Annotated in this window: 15 protein-coding genes and 1 pseudogene; 7 read left to right on the top strand and 9 right to left on the bottom strand. The window is 67.5% G+C overall.

Annotated elements, in window-relative coordinates; translation table 11 throughout:
* Positions 1-4 precede the first annotated feature (4 nt).
* The 4 genes from sigM to trxA all read left to right on the top strand — a co-directional run bounded on the left by sigM (position 5) and on the right by trxA (position 3,087).
* Positions 5-700, top strand: a complete 696-nt coding sequence (gene sigM / locus ACGFML_RS18155) for an RNA polymerase sigma factor SigM (protein WP_393544793.1) — start codon at positions 5-7, stop codon at positions 698-700.
* Positions 697-1,626 (top strand): anti-sigma factor family protein, encoded by a 930-nt coding sequence (locus ACGFML_RS18150; RefSeq protein ID WP_393544791.1) that lies wholly within the window; start codon positions 697-699, stop codon positions 1,624-1,626. Before sigM ends, ACGFML_RS18150 begins: the two co-directional genes overlap by 4 nt.
* Before the next feature lie 113 nt (positions 1,627-1,739).
* Positions 1,740-2,711 (top strand): thioredoxin-disulfide reductase, encoded by a 972-nt coding sequence (gene trxB, locus ACGFML_RS18145; RefSeq protein WP_393544789.1) that lies wholly within the window; start codon positions 1,740-1,742, stop codon positions 2,709-2,711.
* A 49-nt stretch (positions 2,712-2,760) separates the two neighbouring features.
* The gene (trxA, locus tag ACGFML_RS18140) at positions 2,761-3,087 is read left to right on the top strand and encodes a thioredoxin (RefSeq protein ID WP_393544788.1); all 327 of its coding nucleotides are present in this window, start codon (positions 2,761-2,763) and stop codon (positions 3,085-3,087) included.
* 98 nt (positions 3,088-3,185) lie between these two features.
* Here the strand turns inward: trxA and ACGFML_RS18135 are convergent, their stop codons facing one another.
* From ACGFML_RS18135 to rpmH, 9 genes and pseudogenes are all read right to left on the bottom strand, one after another.
* Positions 3,186-3,803 carry a GNAT family N-acetyltransferase gene (locus ACGFML_RS18135; protein ID WP_393544786.1) on the bottom strand — a complete coding sequence of 206 codons (618 nt, stop codon included), beginning with the start codon at positions 3,801-3,803 and terminating at the stop codon, positions 3,186-3,188.
* 290 nt (positions 3,804-4,093) lie between these two features.
* Positions 4,094-5,194 (bottom strand): ParB/RepB/Spo0J family partition protein, encoded by a 1,101-nt coding sequence (locus ACGFML_RS18130; RefSeq protein WP_393544784.1) that lies wholly within the window; start codon positions 5,192-5,194, stop codon positions 4,094-4,096.
* Positions 5,191-6,261, bottom strand: a complete 1,071-nt coding sequence (locus tag ACGFML_RS18125) for a ParA family protein (RefSeq protein ID WP_393544782.1) — start codon at positions 6,259-6,261, stop codon at positions 5,191-5,193. Before ACGFML_RS18125 ends, ACGFML_RS18130 begins: the two co-directional genes overlap by 4 nt.
* 584 nt (positions 6,262-6,845) lie before the next feature.
* Entirely contained in the window at positions 6,846-7,577 is a 732-nt protein-coding gene (rsmG, locus tag ACGFML_RS18120) for a 16S rRNA (guanine(527)-N(7))-methyltransferase RsmG (protein WP_393544780.1), read from the bottom strand.
* A 130-nt stretch (positions 7,578-7,707) separates the two neighbouring features.
* The gene (locus tag ACGFML_RS18115) at positions 7,708-8,214 is read right to left on the bottom strand and encodes a protein jag (protein ID WP_393544778.1); all 507 of its coding nucleotides are present in this window, start codon (positions 8,212-8,214) and stop codon (positions 7,708-7,710) included.
* Between the two features lie 13 nt (positions 8,215-8,227).
* Positions 8,228-9,400: a membrane protein insertase YidC gene (gene yidC, locus ACGFML_RS18110; RefSeq protein ID WP_393544776.1), complete on the bottom strand. Its 1,173-nt coding sequence runs from the start codon at positions 9,398-9,400 to the stop codon at positions 8,228-8,230.
* 3 nt (positions 9,401-9,403) lie between these two features.
* Positions 9,404-9,721 carry a membrane protein insertion efficiency factor YidD gene (gene yidD / locus ACGFML_RS18105; protein ID WP_006604423.1) on the bottom strand — a complete coding sequence of 106 codons (318 nt, stop codon included), beginning with the start codon at positions 9,719-9,721 and terminating at the stop codon, positions 9,404-9,406.
* Positions 9,722-9,792: 71 nt separating this feature from the next.
* A pseudogene (gene rnpA / locus ACGFML_RS18100) lies at positions 9,793-10,152 on the bottom strand (ribonuclease P protein component); the annotation flags it as partial.
* A gap of 23 nt (positions 10,153-10,175) precedes the next feature.
* Positions 10,176-10,313 carry a 50S ribosomal protein L34 gene (rpmH, locus tag ACGFML_RS18095; protein ID WP_030354375.1) on the bottom strand — a complete coding sequence of 46 codons (138 nt, stop codon included), beginning with the start codon at positions 10,311-10,313 and terminating at the stop codon, positions 10,176-10,178.
* A 374-nt stretch (positions 10,314-10,687) separates the two neighbouring features.
* Between rpmH and dnaA the strand changes: the two genes are divergently transcribed.
* The 3 genes from dnaA to gnd all read left to right on the top strand — a co-directional run bounded on the left by dnaA (position 10,688) and on the right by gnd (position 15,684).
* On the top strand, positions 10,688-12,565 hold the full coding sequence (gene dnaA, locus ACGFML_RS18090) for a chromosomal replication initiator protein DnaA (protein ID WP_393544774.1): 1,878 nt from the start codon (positions 10,688-10,690) through the stop codon (positions 12,563-12,565).
* A 950-nt stretch (positions 12,566-13,515) separates the two neighbouring features.
* Positions 13,516-14,646 carry a DNA polymerase III subunit beta gene (gene dnaN / locus ACGFML_RS18085; protein ID WP_393544773.1) on the top strand — a complete coding sequence of 377 codons (1,131 nt, stop codon included), beginning with the start codon at positions 13,516-13,518 and terminating at the stop codon, positions 14,644-14,646.
* A gap of 159 nt (positions 14,647-14,805) precedes the next feature.
* Positions 14,806-15,684, top strand: a complete 879-nt coding sequence (gnd, locus tag ACGFML_RS18080) for a phosphogluconate dehydrogenase (NAD(+)-dependent, decarboxylating) (RefSeq protein ID WP_393544771.1) — start codon at positions 14,806-14,808, stop codon at positions 15,682-15,684.
* Positions 15,685-15,726 lie beyond the last annotated feature (42 nt).

The following is a 15,726-nucleotide window of genomic DNA, read 5'->3' as shown; positions in this document are numbered from 1 at the left end:
GCCCGTGTCCACCGATAGCGACGAGGCTTCGACACCAACCGACGCCGATCTCCTTGCCCTGCACGTGAAGGGCGACCCCGATGCGTTCGGAGAGATCGTCCGACGCCACCGCGACCGGCTCTGGGCCGTGGCACTGCGCACCCTCGGGGATCGTGAAGAGGCCGCCGACGCCGTGCAGGACGCCTTGGTCTCGGCCTATCGAGCGGCACATACCTTCCGTGGTCAGTCCGCCGTGACCACCTGGCTGCACCGCATCACGGTGAACGCCTGTCTGGACCGCGCCCGCAAGGCCGCCTCCCGGCGCACCTCCCCCGTAGCCGAGACGGAACGACTGGAACAGCTCCTCGAACCAGAAGAATCCGCCGCCGCCCCCGCCGAGCGCCAGGACCTGCACCGTCAGCTCCTCGCCGCACTGCGCACCCTCCCCGAGGAACAATGTGCCGCGCTCGTCCTCGTCGATATGCAGGCCTACCCCGTCGCCGAGGCCGCCGAGATCCTCGGCGTCCCTACCGGAACGGTAAAGAGCCGCTGTGCCCGAGGCCGCGCTCGGCTCCTTCCTCTGGTCACCCATCTGCGCGCCGACGCGGGGGATAACCAGCCGATGCACAGGGGAAGGAACCGGGCGCAGGGGCCATCCGTCCCACCGACGGCAGGACCGAATGACACAGGCGCCGTGAAGGGCGGAGGTGGGCGAGCGTGACGTCGACGACCGGCTCGGAGGAGCACCCGGAGGTCTCCGAGATCTCCGAGCTCACGGACGGGCTACTGTCCCCGTCCCGCGCCATGGAGCTCCGCTTCCATATGGGCAGCTGCCCTCTGTGCGCGGATGTATACGCGTCCCTGGAGGAAATCCGGGGGCTGCTCGGCACGCTCCCCGGACCGGCCAGAATGCCCGCCGATGTCGCCGGCCGCATCGATGCGGCCCTCGCCGCCGAGGCGCTGCTGGATGCCACGAATCCCGCGACGGGGACTCTTGTTTCACGTGAAACGTCCACCGTGCGCGCGTCGGTTTCACGTGAAACCGATGTGGAATCGCCCACACGCAACACGCCGCCGGATCGACCTGCAGGCCATCCCCGGGGCGCCTCCGGGCCCGGTAGGCGGACATCAGCCGCCCGATCGTCCCGGTCGCGGCGCTGGCCCCGGATCCTGTTGGGGACGGCAGCGGCCGCGGCGGTCGTCAGCATGGGTGGTCTGCTCTTCCAGAAGGCCGCCACCGACGGCCCGCAGGCCACTCATCACGACCGTACGAGCGCATCCGCCGAGCAGAGCCCCGGCAGCACGGCCTTGACCTCGGCTTCCCTTGAAGCGCACGTCCACGGTCTGCTCGAGGCGAAGCATGGGAAGAAGTCCCCGGAGATCGGCACCCGCAGTTCACCCGAGACACCGCTTCGCGGTAACGCCGACACCGTCCCCTCATGTGTGCGCCATGGCATCGGCCGCCCGGAAGCTCCGCTGGCATCGAGCCACAGCACCTACCACGGCAAGGACGCCTACCTCGTGGTACTGCCGTACCCCTCCGACCCGTCACGCGTCTCCGCCTACGTGGTCTCCGCCTCGTGCGTCTCCGCGACCCCGCCGGCTCCCGGCAAGGTCCTGCTGACCCGCTCGTACCAGCGAGACTGAAAGGCGAAGCGTGCGCTGTGGCACTGCGGGAATGCTCGCCCCTTAGGATCCGTTGGGTGGGGTGAGAGTTCCGAGACCCCAGCAAGCAGTCGGCAGAGACAAGGAAGACACCCGTGAGCGACGTCCGCAACGTGATCATCATCGGCTCCGGGCCCGCGGGCTACACCGCAGCGCTCTACACCGCCCGCGCGTCCCTGAAGCCGCTGGTCTTCGAAGGTGCCGTCACCGCCGGAGGCGCGCTGATGAACACCACCGACGTGGAGAACTTCCCCGGTTTCCGCGACGGCATCATGGGGCCGGACCTCATGGACAACATGCGCGCCCAGGCCGAGCGCTTCGGCGCCGAACTCGTCCCGGACGACATCGTCGCGGTCGACCTCACCGAGGAGATCAAGACCGTCACCGACACGGCGGGCACCGTCCACCGGGCGCGGACCGTCATCGTCACCACCGGCTCCCAGCACCGCAAGCTCGGGCTCCCCCGTGAGGACGAGCTGTCCGGCCGTGGCGTCTCCTGGTGCGCGACCTGCGACGGGTTCTTCTTCAAGGGCCAGGACATCGCCGTCATCGGTGGTGGCGACACCGCGATGGAAGAGGCCACGTTCCTCTCCCGCTTCGCCAACTCCGTGACGGTCGTCCACCGACGCGACACCCTGCGGGCAAGCAAGGCCATGCAGGATCGTGCCTTCACCGACCCGAAGATCAAGTTCGTCTGGGACAGCGAGATCGCCGAGGTCCACGGTGAGAACAAGCTGACCGGCGTGACCCTGCGCAACGTCCAGACCGGTGAGACCTCTGAGCTTCCGGTGACCGGTCTGTTCATCGCGATCGGCCATGACCCGCGGACCGAGCTGTTCAAGGGCCAGCTGAACCTGGACGGCGAGGGCTACCTCACGGTCGAGGCACCCAGCACCCGTACGAACCTGACCGGCGTCTTCGCCGCCGGCGATGTCGTCGACCACACCTACCGCCAGGCGATCACCGCGGCCGGCACGGGTTGCTCCGCCGCCCTCGACGCCGAGCGGTTCCTCGCTGCGCTGTCGGACAGCGAATCGGCCGAGCCGGAGAAGACCGTCTCCGCCTGAACCTGTCCATCCCCCAAGCTTTTGCCACCCACTCAGTAAGGAGATTGCCATGGCCGGTGCCACGGTGACCGTGACGGACGCCAACTTCGAAGAGGTCGTCCTCAAGAGCGACAAGCCCGTTCTCGTCGACTTCTGGGCCACCTGGTGCGGCCCGTGCCGCCAGGTCGCCCCGTCCTTGGAGGCCATTGCCTCCGAGCACGACGAGATCGTCATCGCCAAGCTGAACACTGACGAGAACCCGGCGACCACCGCGAAGTACGGCGTCATGTCCATCCCGACCATGAACGTCTACCAGGGCGGCGAGGTCGTGAAGACGATCGTCGGTGCCAAGCCGAAGGCCGGGATCGAGCGGGAGCTGGCGGACTACCTCGCCTGAGCCCCATCTCGTTGTTTCACGTGAAACGGGCCCGCCCCTACATAGGGGGCGGGCCCGTTTCACGTATCCACGCGGCACCGGGAGCGCGCCGACAAGCTCTACAGGGGCCGCAACGCGGGTTCCTTCTGAACGGCACCCAGCAAACGGTCAAGCGCCAGCTCCACATCTTCCTTCCACGAAATAGTGGCTCGCAGCTCTAGCCTCAGCCGTGGAAAACGCGCATGGGGGCGTACGGTCTTGAACCCCACGGCGAGAAGGTGCTCGGCGGGCAGCACACAGGCAGGTTCGGTCCAGCGGGCATCACCAAAGGCCTCGATGGCCTTGAAGCCACGCTGAATGAGGTCCTTGGCAACTGTCTGCACCATCACCCGGCCCAGCCCCTGGCCCTGGTAACCGGGCATCAGAGAAGCCGTCAGCAGCTGCACAGCATCCGCCGACACCGGGCTGGTGGGAAAGGCCGTCGACCGTGGCACATAGGCCGGCGGGGCGTACATCACGAACCCGACAGGGACGTCGTCGACATAGACCACCCGCCCGCAGGATCCCCACTCCAGCAGCACCGCCGAGATCCAGGCTTCCTTCTCCAGCTCTGGACGGCCTGCCTTTACTGCGGCTTCACCGCTGACGGGGTCGAGCTCCCAGAAGACACAGGAGCGGCAGCGCTTGGGGAGATCCGGAAGGTTGTCCAGCGTGAGCGGTACGAGCCGACGGCCCATGAAGCCAGGTCCTCACTTCCCTCGCCTGCCGCACCGCGCAGCGCTGTCAGCGCCGCCTGCTCCCTGAGCAGACCGCCGACGAACCCTCCGACGGCAGCGAGGCCGAACCCCGCCGCCAACAGTCCGGTGCGGCTCACTGATCGCATGGCCTCTCCTCGTGGATGCGTGCCATACCCGATTGCATCGTATCCACCCTTTACGGGCGCGGGTACCGACAGACGGCAAAGGGCGGGCCGTGTTCCGGTATGGAATCCGAAACCCGGCCCGCCCAATGGGCCAACGCCGTCAGCTCATTTCTCGTCGTCGCCCTCGTCCACCAGCGACGAGCCCAGCACCGGGCCCTCGCCGGGGGCCAGAGTGCCGAGAATCCGCTCCAGATCGTCCATTGAGGCGAACTCGACGACGATCTTCCCCTTCTTCTGCCCCAGGTCGACCTTCACCCGGGTCTCGAAACGGTCCGACAGCCGGGTGGCGAGACCGGTGAGTGCCGGAGACACCCGGGCCCCCGCACGCGGCTGCTTCGCCTTGTTCGCGCTCTTGGGATCCGATCCCAGCAGCTTCACGATCTCCTCGAGAGAGCGCACCGACAGCCCCTCCCGCACGGCACGGTGCGCGAGGTGTTCCTGCTCGTCGTGGTCCTCCACGGCAAGCAGCGCACGGGCGTGTCCTGCGGAGAGGACACCTGCCGCGAGCCTGCTCTGGACGGACGGCGCCAGCTTCAGCAGCCGCAGCGTGTTGGTGACCTGCGGACGCGACCGCCCGATCCGGTCGGCCAGCTCGTCATGCGTGCAGGCGAAGTCCTTCAACAGCTGGTCATACGCGGCCGCCTCTTCCAGCGGGTTGAGCTGTGCCCGGTGCAGATTCTCCAGAAGCGCATCGAGCAGCAGCTTCTCGTCATCCGTTGCCCGGACGATGGCAGGGATCTTCTCCAGCCCTGCCTCACGGCACGCGCGCCAGCGACGCTCACCCATGATGAGCTCATACCGCTCCGGCCCCGTGTGACGGACCACCACAGGCTGGAGCAGACCGACCTCTCGGATGGAGACCACCAGCTCGGCCAGAGCATCCTCGTTGAACACCTCCCGCGGCTGACGCGGGTTCGGTGTGATCGCATCCAGCGGCACCTCGGCGAAGTACGCGCCCGCGACCTCTGACACGCCCTGAGGCATCGTCTCCGGATCGGCCGATGCCTCTGTTTCACGTGAAACACCGTTCGCGGGCAGTGCGGCGACCTTGGCGGCCGCCACGCCCCGGTCGGGTGTCAATACCGGTACGGCCGACGGTGACGTCGCCCCCCGTCCCACCGCAGGCCCGGCGTTGTCCGTGCTCTGCGGTGCCGCGGGGATCAACGCACCGAGCCCACGGCCCAACCCTCTACGTCGTTCGCTCACTGGGTCCCCTCCGACATGCTGTGCTGTCCTTCATAGTTGACGGCCAGGCCCTGACCGCCGGTCTGCGAAACCCCACGCAAGGCGATCTCTCTGGCCGCTTCGAGATAGGAGAGTGAACCACTGGATCCCGGATCGTAGGTAAGCACCGTCTGCCCGTAGCTGGGGGCCTCCGAGATACGCACCGAGCGGGGGATGCTCGTCCGGAGCACCTCGTTGCCGAAATGGCTGCGCACCTCGTCCGCGACCTGAGAGGCCAGCCGAGTACGACCGTCGTACATGGTGAGCAGGATGGTCGAGACATGGAGCTTGGGGTTGAGGTGCCCTCGCACCAGGTCAACGTTCCGCAGCAGCTGCCCCAACCCCTCCAGCGCGTAGTACTCGCACTGAATGGGGATGAGCACCTCGGCCCCGGCAACCAACGCGTTCACGGTCAGCAGGCCCAACGAGGGCGGGCAGTCGATGAGGATGTAGTCCAGCGGCTGCTCATACGCCTTGATGGCTCGGTCCAACCGGCTCTCCCGAGCCACCAGCGAGACCAGCTCGATCTCCGCGCCGGCCAGGTCGATCGTGGCGGGCGCACAGAACAGACCCTCCACATCCACCACCGGCTGCACCACATCGGAGAGCGGCCTGCTGTCCACGAGCACGTCGTAGATCGATGGCACTTCGGCATGGTGGTCGATCCCCAGAGCCGTCGAGGCATTGCCCTGGGGGTCGAGGTCGACCACCAGAACTCGCGCCCCGTGCAGAGCCAACGAAGCGGCCAGGTTCACGGTGGTCGTGGTCTTGCCGACCCCGCCCTTCTGGTTGGCAACGACCATGACCCGGGTCTGCTCGGGCCGGGGCAGCGCGTCGCCTGCGCGGCCGATAGCCTCCACCGCCAGCTGAGCTGCACGACCGATCGGGGTGTCGTCCATCGGGGGCGGCGTTTCACGTGAAACGTCGTCCCCGAACGACTCGTTACGGGGACCGGGGACCGGATCGGCCATCGGTCCCGCGATATTGGCGTCGGACCGCACGGATTCACTCTCCTCGACATCAGGCTCGCAATGGTCAGAGCCTGCCATGCTTTCGGTGTCGTGAACCAGTGAGGTCCGTTCTCCTGTGGACGAATCCACTTCTGTGGATACTTCCGTGACCCTTGTGGGCTTACGGTCGCGCGGCGCGGCGGCCGCGCGACCACGGTCAATGATCCCTTGGAGCAGAGAACGATGTTTCACGTGAAACACGATGCACCCACGCCAGGGAGCGTGATGGCTCAGCCGCTGGCATGTTGCGATCCTTCACCATTCGGACCATGCAGGTTCTAGTGAAACGCCATGCGAAGGCGCCCACGCCAGCGCTCCCCTCAAGATCGAAAAGCACACAGCCCCAGGGGCGACCACACCCGGAGCGGAACGCCGCACGCCTACCGGTTCAACAGCAACCACGGCCAGGCGCACCTCAAGGACACTGCTGACGACACCAACGAGTTCTACGTCCAGTACCCACGAGAGCCCTGACTGCCTCACTACGGCAAGCCAGGGCTCGTGTTCATGGGACATCTCCGGCCATCACGCCATGCGCACGCAACGGGCGGTCGCGCCACATGCCGCCCGCTGGGCCACGCACTGTCATGGCCCATGCGGCATGCATCAGCCGGCACTTCACCTCACCGCCGCCGGCGAGCGCCCTTCGTCGCTCGGCCCGTCCGCGCAGCCTTCGCCCGCTTGGCGGCAAAGCGCACACCGCCAGGACTCTCGCCGACCTCAACCCGCACCACCGTCGACGGCGGATCCACGATGCCCTCACCCACATGCACCACCGAGGTCTCCACCACACCCAGCTTGCTCAGCGCCGCACGAGCCCCCTTGAGCTCCTCCTCCGCGGCATCGCCCTTGAGAGCCAGCATCTCGCCGTAGGGGCGGAGCAGAGGAACGCCCCAGCCGGCCAGCCGGTCGAGCGGCGCCACTGCCCTCGCCGTCACCACGTGCACCTGAGGCATATTGCCCATGACCTCTTCGGCCCGGCCCCGCACCACCGTCACATGATCCAGACCGAGCAGCTCGACGACCTCCTGCAGGAAGTTCGTACGCCGCAGCAGAGGCTCCAGCAGCGTGATCTTCAGGTCGGGACGCACCAGCGCCAGCGGGATGCCGGGCAGACCGGCCCCCGAACCCACATCGCAGACCGAAACGCCCTCGGGAACCACCTCGGAGAGCACCGCGCAGTTCAGCAGGTGCCGCTCCCACAGCCGCGGCACCTCACGCGGGCCGATCAGCCCCCGCCGCACTCCCGCGTCGGCGAGAAGCTCGCCGTACCGCACAGCCTCCGGAAAGCGCTCACCGAATACCTCCTGCGCCGCCTTCGGCGCGGGAGGGAGCTCCGCTGCTGCCTCCGTCACGGGAACCGCCCTTCCTCTGCACTGCTTTTCCTGCCGGGAACCGGGGATACATCCCGGAATAACACAGAACGCTGACAACATTGGCCCCGTCTGCGAGCAGACGGGGCCAAAAACCTGAGGCGCTGAAGGATCAGGCCGGGAGAACGACCACTCGGCGCTGCGGCTCCTCGCCCTCGGACTCGCTGCGCAGCCCGGCCGCGGCCACGGCGTCGTGCACGACCTTGCGCTCGAACGGCGTCATCGGGTCCAGCTTCACCGGCTGACCGGTGCCCTTGGCCTCCTCCGCCGCCTTGGCGCCGATCTCGGCAAGCTCCGTACGCTTGCGCGCGCGGAAGCCGGCGATGTCCAGCATCAGACGGCTACGGTCGCCGGTCTCGCGGTGCACGGCCAGCCGGGTCAGCTCCTGCAGCGCCTCCAGCACCTCGCCCTCACGGCCGACCAGCTTCTGCAGATCGCGGCTGGTCGAGTCGCTGATGATCGACACTGCGGCGCGGTCGGCCTCGACGTCCATGTCGATGTCGCCGTCCAGGTCGGCGATGTCCAGCAGACCCTCGAGGTAGTCGGCCGCGATCTCGCCTTCCTGCTCCAGGCGGGACAGGGTGTCGGTGCCCTTGGCAGCAGGGGTCGTGTCCGTCACGAAAGGACTCCTCTTACTTCTTGGACGGGTGCTTGGGGCGCTGCTGGCCCTTGCGCTGTCCGGACTTGGTGTTGCGGGACCCGGAGGCGGTGGCGCCCTTCGCCGACGCGCCGCCCTTTTCCGTGCTGTCCTGCGGGGCCTTCTTCTCCAGCGACTGCTTCTTCTCGTCACCCTGGCCGGACGATGCGCCGTTCGCCGAGCCGGCCCGCGTGCGGTTCTGCGTGCCGCCGCCGGCGGAGGCAGCGGTACCGGTCGTGGAATGCTGCCGCTTGGCCTTCGGCTGGCGCTTGGGCTGCTGGCGGTTGTGACGCGCCTCCTCGGCAGCCTTCTTCGCCTCGACCTCGGCCGGGTCCTCGACCAGCTTGCCCTTGGCGCGCAGTCGCTCCTGGCGCTCGGTGTAGGCCCGGCTGCCGGGAGTGGGGTTCCGACGGATGACGAACATCTGCTGGCCCATGGTCCACACGTTGGTGGTCAGCCAGTAGACGAGAACACCGACGGGGAAGTTGATGCCGAAGACGGCGAACATGATGGGGAAGACGTACATCAGCATCTTCTGCTGCTGCATGAACGGCGTCTTCACCGTGAGGTCGACGTTCTTGGTCATCAGCTGGCGCTGCGTGTAGAACTGCGACGCCGACATCAGGACGATCATGATGATCGTGACCACGCGGACGTTGACGACCGAAGCCTCGAGGCTCTGGATCTTCGCCGCGCTGTCCATGAACTTGGCCGCCAGCGGAGCACCGAAGATGTGCGCCTTCTGCGCGCTCTCCAGCAGCGACTGGTCGATGACGCCGACCGTCTTGTTCTGCGCGATGTGGTTGAGGACCTGGTACAGCGAGATGAAGAACGGCGACTGGGCCAGGATCGGAAGACAGCTCGAGAGCGGGTTGGTGCCCGTCTCCTTGTAGAGCTTCATCATCTCTTCGGACTGGCGCTGCTTGTCGCTCTTGTAGCGCTCCTGGATCGCCTTCATCTTCGGCTGAAGCGCCTGCATGTTCCGCGTCGACTTGATCTGCTTCACGAAGAGCGGGATCAGGCAGATACGGATCAGCACCACCAGCGAGACGATGGACAGACCCCACGCCGCGCCACTGTTCCGATCGAAGATCAGGCTGTAGAACGAGTGGAACTGGACGATGATCCAGGAAACAGCGATATAGAGGGGACCGAGGATCGTGTCCACGAATCAGGCTCCTTGGGCGTTGGGCTGAGTCTCGGGCTGGGCGACAGGCTCAGGGACGGTGGGCCCGCCCAGGCGGCTCCTCAGCCGCTGATGCCAAACCGGACGCTTCCGGGGAGGGACGTGGTCGACCCCACCGAGCGACCACGGATTGCAGCGCAGGATGCGCCAGGCAGTCAGCGCAGTCCCTTTCACCGCGCCATGCCGGTCGATGGCCGTGTAGCCATAGTGCGAGCACGACGGGTAGTACTTGCAGACCGGTCCCAACAGGGGGCTGATGGTCCACTGATAGATCTTGATCAAAAGCAGCAGTGGGTACTTCACCGTGCACTCCCTCCCGGGTCCCGTCCGGGGTTCCGGGGGTTTTCCCCGGTGGGATTGCAGCCTTTCGGCACCCCTCCCAGCAGCCGCTGAAGCGCGGCGTCCAGGTCGCGGGCCAGCTGGTCGTGTTCCGCTGCGCCCGCGCCGGGCAGGGCCCGTACGACAACCAGGCTACCGGCGGGCAGCCGGTCCAGCCGATCGCGCATGAGATGGCGAAGTCTCCGCTTGACCTTGTTGCGGACGACGGCGACGCCAACGGCCTTGCTTACGACGAAACCCGCACGCGTCGGGGGAACACGTTCCCCCGACGCGTGCGGGTCCGTTGAACCGCTACGAAAATGTACGACCAGGAGCGGGCGACCGGCCCTGCGTCCCCGGCGTACCGCGGTCGCAAAGTCCTCGCGCCGCCTCAGCCGATGTTCGGTAGGCAGCACGTCATGGACCTAGATCAGGCTGCTCAGGCCGACAGGCGGGCGCGACCCTTGCCACGGCGGGTCGCGAGAATCGCGCGGCCGGCACGGGTCCGCATACGCAGGCGGAAACCGTGGGTCTTCGCGCGACGACGGTTGTTCGGCTGGAAGGTGCGCTTGCTCACTCGGGGGCTCCAGGAATGCTTGTTGTCTCAGGCGAGACAGATGTGGGGCGTCGCTGGCTGTCACCGTGCGCCCACGAGTAGCTCGCAACGCCCAAGTGCACCGCTTCACGATCACCCAGAGCGATCTTTGCCCATCGGAGGCAGGCGGCAGCAGCCATCGACAACTCGACCTGGTCACGGTACGCGCGGCTACGCCATCCGGTCAAACCAGCTCCTGACCGCTCCAGACAGGCACTTGTCAGGACACACTATGCACAGCCTGTGGACAACAACTTGAATCCGCAGGCCCGGCCTGACTACCGTTGCTGAACTCCGATTCCTTCCCGCCCGTCCTGAGAATCACACATTCGTGGGACTGTGAGAGAGCGTGCCTTGTGGCTGAAGTCCCCGCCGATCTTGCCGCAGTGTGGCCGCGCGTACTCGACCACCTCCTGCGTGCCGAGGCCGACGGCCTCAAGCCCAAGGATCAGGACTGGCTGAAGCGCACCCAGCCGCTGGCGCTGGTCGCCGACACCGCGCTGCTCGCCGTCCCCAATGAATTCGCCAAGGGCGTGCTCGAAGGCCGGCTCGCGCCGCTGATCGGCGAGGCCCTCAGCCACGAGTGCGGGCGGCCCATCCGGATCGCGATCACCGTCGACGACTCCGCCGAGGAGCCGCCGGCGCAGTCCGCACCCCCCGCGCCGCAGCAGCAACAGCACGGACAGCAGCAGGTGCAACAGCACCAGCAGCAGCCGCAGCACCAGTCGTCGCATCAGACGCAGCAGCACGACGCATACGACGGCTATGACAACCGGCACGAGAGCCGACACGACAACCGGCACGAGAGTCGGCACGACGGCAGGCACGACAACCGGCAGGGCTACGGCCGCCAGAACGACGAGCTGCCCAGCGTCCGGCCGGCCTACCCCGACTACTCCCAGCCCCGGCACGAACCCGGCGCCTGGCCGCAGCACCCCACCGCCATGGGCGGCGGCCCCGGCCCCCGGGACGGCTACGGCTGGCAGCAGCAGCACCTGGGCGGCTTCCCCGAACGCGACCCGTACGCCTCGCCGCCCCCCTCGCACATACAGCAGCAGAACGACTACCGCGCGCCGCGCCGCGACCTGTCCGAGCACCAGCCGACCGGCCGGCCCGGTGGCGGCCCCGCTCTGCCCGCGCCCAGCGGTGCGCCCAGCCCGCTCGCCGCGCAGCCCGCACCCGCCACCGGGCCGGGTGAGCCGACCGCACGGCTGAACCCGAAGTACCTCTTCGACACCTTCGTCATCGGTGCGTCGAACCGCTTCGCGCACGCCGCCGCGGTCGCCGTCGCCGAGGCGCCGGCCAAGGCGTACAACCCCCTGTTCATCTACGGGGAGTCGGGCCTCGGAAAGACCCACCTGCTGCATGCCATCGGGCACTACGCGCGGAGCCTGTATCCGGGCACCCGGGTGCGGTACGTGAGCTCGGAGGAGTTCACCAACGAGTTCATCAACTCCATCCGCGACGGCAAGGCGGACGCGTTCCGCAAGCGCTATCGCGACATGGACATCCTGCTGGTCGACGACATCCAGTTCCTGGCGAGCAAGGAGTCGACGCAGGAGGAGTTCTTCCACACCTTCAACACGCTGCACAACGCCAACAAGCAGATCGTGCTCTCCAGTGACCGGCCGCCCAAGCAGCTGGTCACCCTGGAGGATCGGCTGCGGAACCGCTTCGAGTGGGGCCTGATCACCGACGTCCAGCCGCCCGAGCTGGAGACCCGGATCGCGATCCTCCGGAAGAAGGCGGTGCAGGAGCAGCTGAACGCTCCCCCGGAGGTGCTGGAGTTCATCGCGTCCCGGATCTCGCGCAACATCCGCGAGCTGGAGGGCGCGCTGATCCGGGTCACGGCGTTCGCCTCGCTGAACCGACAGCCGGTGGACCTGGGGCTGACCGAGATCGTGCTCAAGGACCTGATCCCCGGCGGCGAGGACGCCGCACCGGAGATCACCGCCACCGCGATCATGGCGTCGACCGCCGACTACTTCGGGCTGACCGTCGACGACCTGTGCGGATCCTCGCGCAGCCGGGTGCTGGTCACCGCCCGCCAGATCGCCATGTATCTGTGCCGGGAGCTGACCGATCTCTCCCTGCCGAAGATCGGCGCGCAGTTCGGCGGCCGGGACCATACGACCGTGATGCACGCCGACCGCAAGATCCGCGCGCTGATGGCCGAGCGCCGCTCCATCTACAACCAGGTCACCGAGCTCACCAACCGCATCAAGAACGGCTGAGGCCGGCCGTACCAGACGCGCCCAGGGCGCTCCGGGGAGACGTTCCCGGAGCGCCCTTCGTCGTCAGCGGCCGCCCCCAGACGTCCGAGGAAGGGCTCCGATCCCCTTCGTACGCCCTCCCGAACCCGTCCCGTCGCGGTCCCGAACCCGTCCCGGACCCGTCCCGTCGCCGTCCCGAGTCTGGGGAGCGCGCCTCGCGTGTTCGATTCCGGACCCGGTCACGGCCTTCCTCCACAGATTGGGCAAGAATCTTTCCTCCACACCCTGGGGAGAGCAGAGTTATCCCTGGGGAATCCACAGGCAGCCGTCCCGGCAGGGCATCAGCGGAGGTCAGCCGGGTGTGGAATTGTGGCCAACCACAATCCACAGGCTGTGGACAGAGATTTCGTCCACAGCGGGGTGCTCGGCTTGTCCACCGGCCGCCCACAGGAGAAGCCCTGTTGTCCCCAGTGATCCCCGGCTTCTCCACACCTTCGTCCACTGTTCGGCAACGCAACACCCGCTCTCACCGGGCCGAGTGAAAGCCGTCACATCAAGTGGGTTGGTTGGGCTGTGGGGAACCGGGGTAAAGCTGGGGATGACACTGGGGAGAACCGCCCGCCCCCTGTGCATCGGGTGTGCAGAACTTTCCGCGGTCCACAGAACCGCCCGCTTATCCACTGCTGCCGCCCACAGGGCCGGTGGACAAAAAAACGGTGTTGACCTGCGCAGAAGCAGTTGTCCACCGTTTCCACAGGCCCTACTACTACGACCACTGATATCTACCGTGGACTTCGCTTGAAAGCGGGGGCTGTGCACAAGTTGGGCGGCGAGCGCCTGGAGCGGGCCGAGCCGACTTGACCCCGAGCCGCACCGACTGTCGGTTGCGTGCGTCAGACTGGTCTCCGGCAACCCAGCCGACGAAGAAGGCCAGCAGGGCGCAAGCCAGCAACAGCAGGAGGCGGTTTCCGGTGAAGATCCGGGTGGAGCGCGATGTACTCGCGGAGGCAGTGGCCTGGGCGGCCAAGAGCCTCCCGGCCCGTCCGCCGGTGCCCGTCCTCGCGGGCCTGCTGCTGAAGGCGGAGGACAGCGCCCTGAGCCTCTCCGGCTTCGACTACGAGGTCTCCGCTCGGGTCTCTGTGGAAGCGGATGTCGACGAAGAGGGCACGGTCCTCGTCTCCGGCCGCCTGCTCGCCGACATCTGCCGCGCGCTCCCCAACCGCCCGGTGGAGATTTCCACCGACGGTGTACGGGTCACCGTGGTCTGCGGCTCCTCCCGCTTCACCCTCCACACCCTGCCTGTGGAGGAGTACCCGTCGCTGCCGGCGATGCCCACCGCCACCGGCACCGTCCCCGGCGAGGTCTTCGCCGCCGCCGCTGCCCAGGTGGCCATCGCGGCCGGTCGCGACGACACCCTGCCGGTGCTCACCGGCGTACGGATCGAGATCGAGGGCGACACCGTCACCCTGGCCTCCACCGACCGCTACCGCTTCGCCGTCCGTGAGTTCCTGTGGAAGCCGGAGAGCCCGGACGCCTCCGCGGTCGCGCTGGTCCCTGCCAAGACCCTGCTGGACACCGCCAAGTCGCTGAGCAGCGGCGACACCGTCACGCTGGCGCTGTCCGGCTCGGGCGCCGGCGAGGGGCTGATCGGCTTCGAGGGTGCCGGGCGCCGCACGACCACGCGTCTGCTGGAAGGCGACCTGCCCAAGTACCGCACCCTCTTCCCGACCGAGTTCAATTCGGTCGCCGTGATCGACACCGCCCCGTTCGTCGAGGCCGTCAAGCGTGTGGCGCTGGTGGCCGAGCGGAACACCCCGGTGCGGCTGAGCTTCGAGCAGGGTGTGCTGATCCTGGAGGCCGGCTCCAGCGACGATGCACAGGCTGTGGAGAGGGTCGACGCCGACCTGGACGGCGACGACATCTCGATCGCCTTCAACCCGGGCTTCCTGCTGGAGGGCCTGTCGGCCATCGACTCCCCGGTGGCGCAGCTGTCCTTCACGACGTCCACCAAGCCCGCGCTGCTGAGCGGTCGGCCCGCCAAGGACGCCGAGGCGGACGACGCGTACAAGTACCTGATCATGCCCGTCCGGCTGTCGGGCTGAGGACGGCGAACCCGAGCGCCCGGCCGCTCATCGGAGCCCTTGCGGCGACTGGCTGACAGGCCCCCGATGAGCGGCTGAGCCCACAGCTGTGCACGAGGTCGCGGGCGTAGGCTCGGACTCGGGAACAACAGCAACGACTACGTGCAAAGAGGGTCTCTGATGGAGCTCGGCCTCGTCGGTCTCGGCAAGATGGGCGGCAATATGCGCGAGCGCATTCGCCGCGCCGGCCACACCGTCGTCGGATTCGACCGCAACCCGGAACTGGCGGATGTCAACAGCCTCCAGGAGCTTGTGGGCAAGCTCAAGGGTCCGCGAGTCGTCTGGGTCATGGTGCCGGCCGGTGCCGCCACCCAGTCGACGATCGACGAGCTGGCCGAGCTCCTCGCGCCCGGCGACATCGTCGTGGACGGCGGCAACTCCCGCTGGACCGACGACGAGAAGCACGCCGAGGAGCTCAAGGCCAAGGGCATCGGCTTCGTCGACTGCGGCGTCTCCGGAGGTGTGTGGGGCCTGGAGAACGGCTACGCGCTGATGTACGGCGGCGAGAAGGACGACGTCGCCAAGGTGCAGCCGATCTTCGACGCCCTCAAGCCCGAGGGCGAGTTCGGCGCGGTGCACGCCGGAAAGGTCGGCGCCGGCCACTTCGCGAAGATGGTCCACAACGGCATCGAGTACGCGATGATGCAGGCCTTCGCCGAGGGCTGGGAGCTGCTGGAGAAGGTCGACTCCGTCACGGACGTGCGCGAGATCTTCCGCTCCTGGCAGGAGGGCACGGTCATCCGTTCCTGGCTGCTGGACCTGGCCGTCAACGCCCTCGACGACGACGAGCACCTGGAGAAGCTGCGCGGCTTCGCCGCCGACTCCGGTGAGGGCCGCTGGACCGTCGAGGCCGCGATCGACAACGCCGTGCCGCTGCCCGCGATCACGGCCTCGCTCTTCGCGCGCTTCGGATCCCGTCAGGACGACTCCCCGCAGATGAAGATGATCGCCGCGCTGCGCAACCAGTTCGGTGGCCACGCGGTGGAGAACAAGAAGTAAGCCAGCTACAGCCAGCAGCCCTGGGAGGTCGGCGCACCACGT

This window comes from Streptomyces sp. NPDC048650 (assembly GCF_043199095.1).
In the GTDB taxonomy this organism is placed as follows: domain Bacteria; phylum Actinomycetota; class Actinomycetes; order Streptomycetales; family Streptomycetaceae; genus Streptomyces.
The sequence above is the reverse complement of the archived record's forward strand: the minus strand, read 5'-3'. Positions and strand labels throughout refer to the sequence as shown.

Coding starts and splice junctions, on each gene's coding strand:
- trxA (WP_393544788.1), top strand. CDS start 2,761: ATGGCCGGTGCCACGGTGACCGTGACGGACGCCAACTTCGAAGAGGTC.
- ACGFML_RS18135 (WP_393544786.1), bottom strand. CDS start 3,803: ATGGGCCGTCGGCTCGTACCGCTCACGCTGGACAACCTTCCGGATCTC.
- ACGFML_RS18125 (WP_393544782.1), bottom strand. CDS start 6,261: ATGGCAGGCTCTGACCATTGCGAGCCTGATGTCGAGGAGAGTGAATCC.
- gnd (WP_393544771.1), top strand. CDS start 14,806: ATGGAGCTCGGCCTCGTCGGTCTCGGCAAGATGGGCGGCAATATGCGC.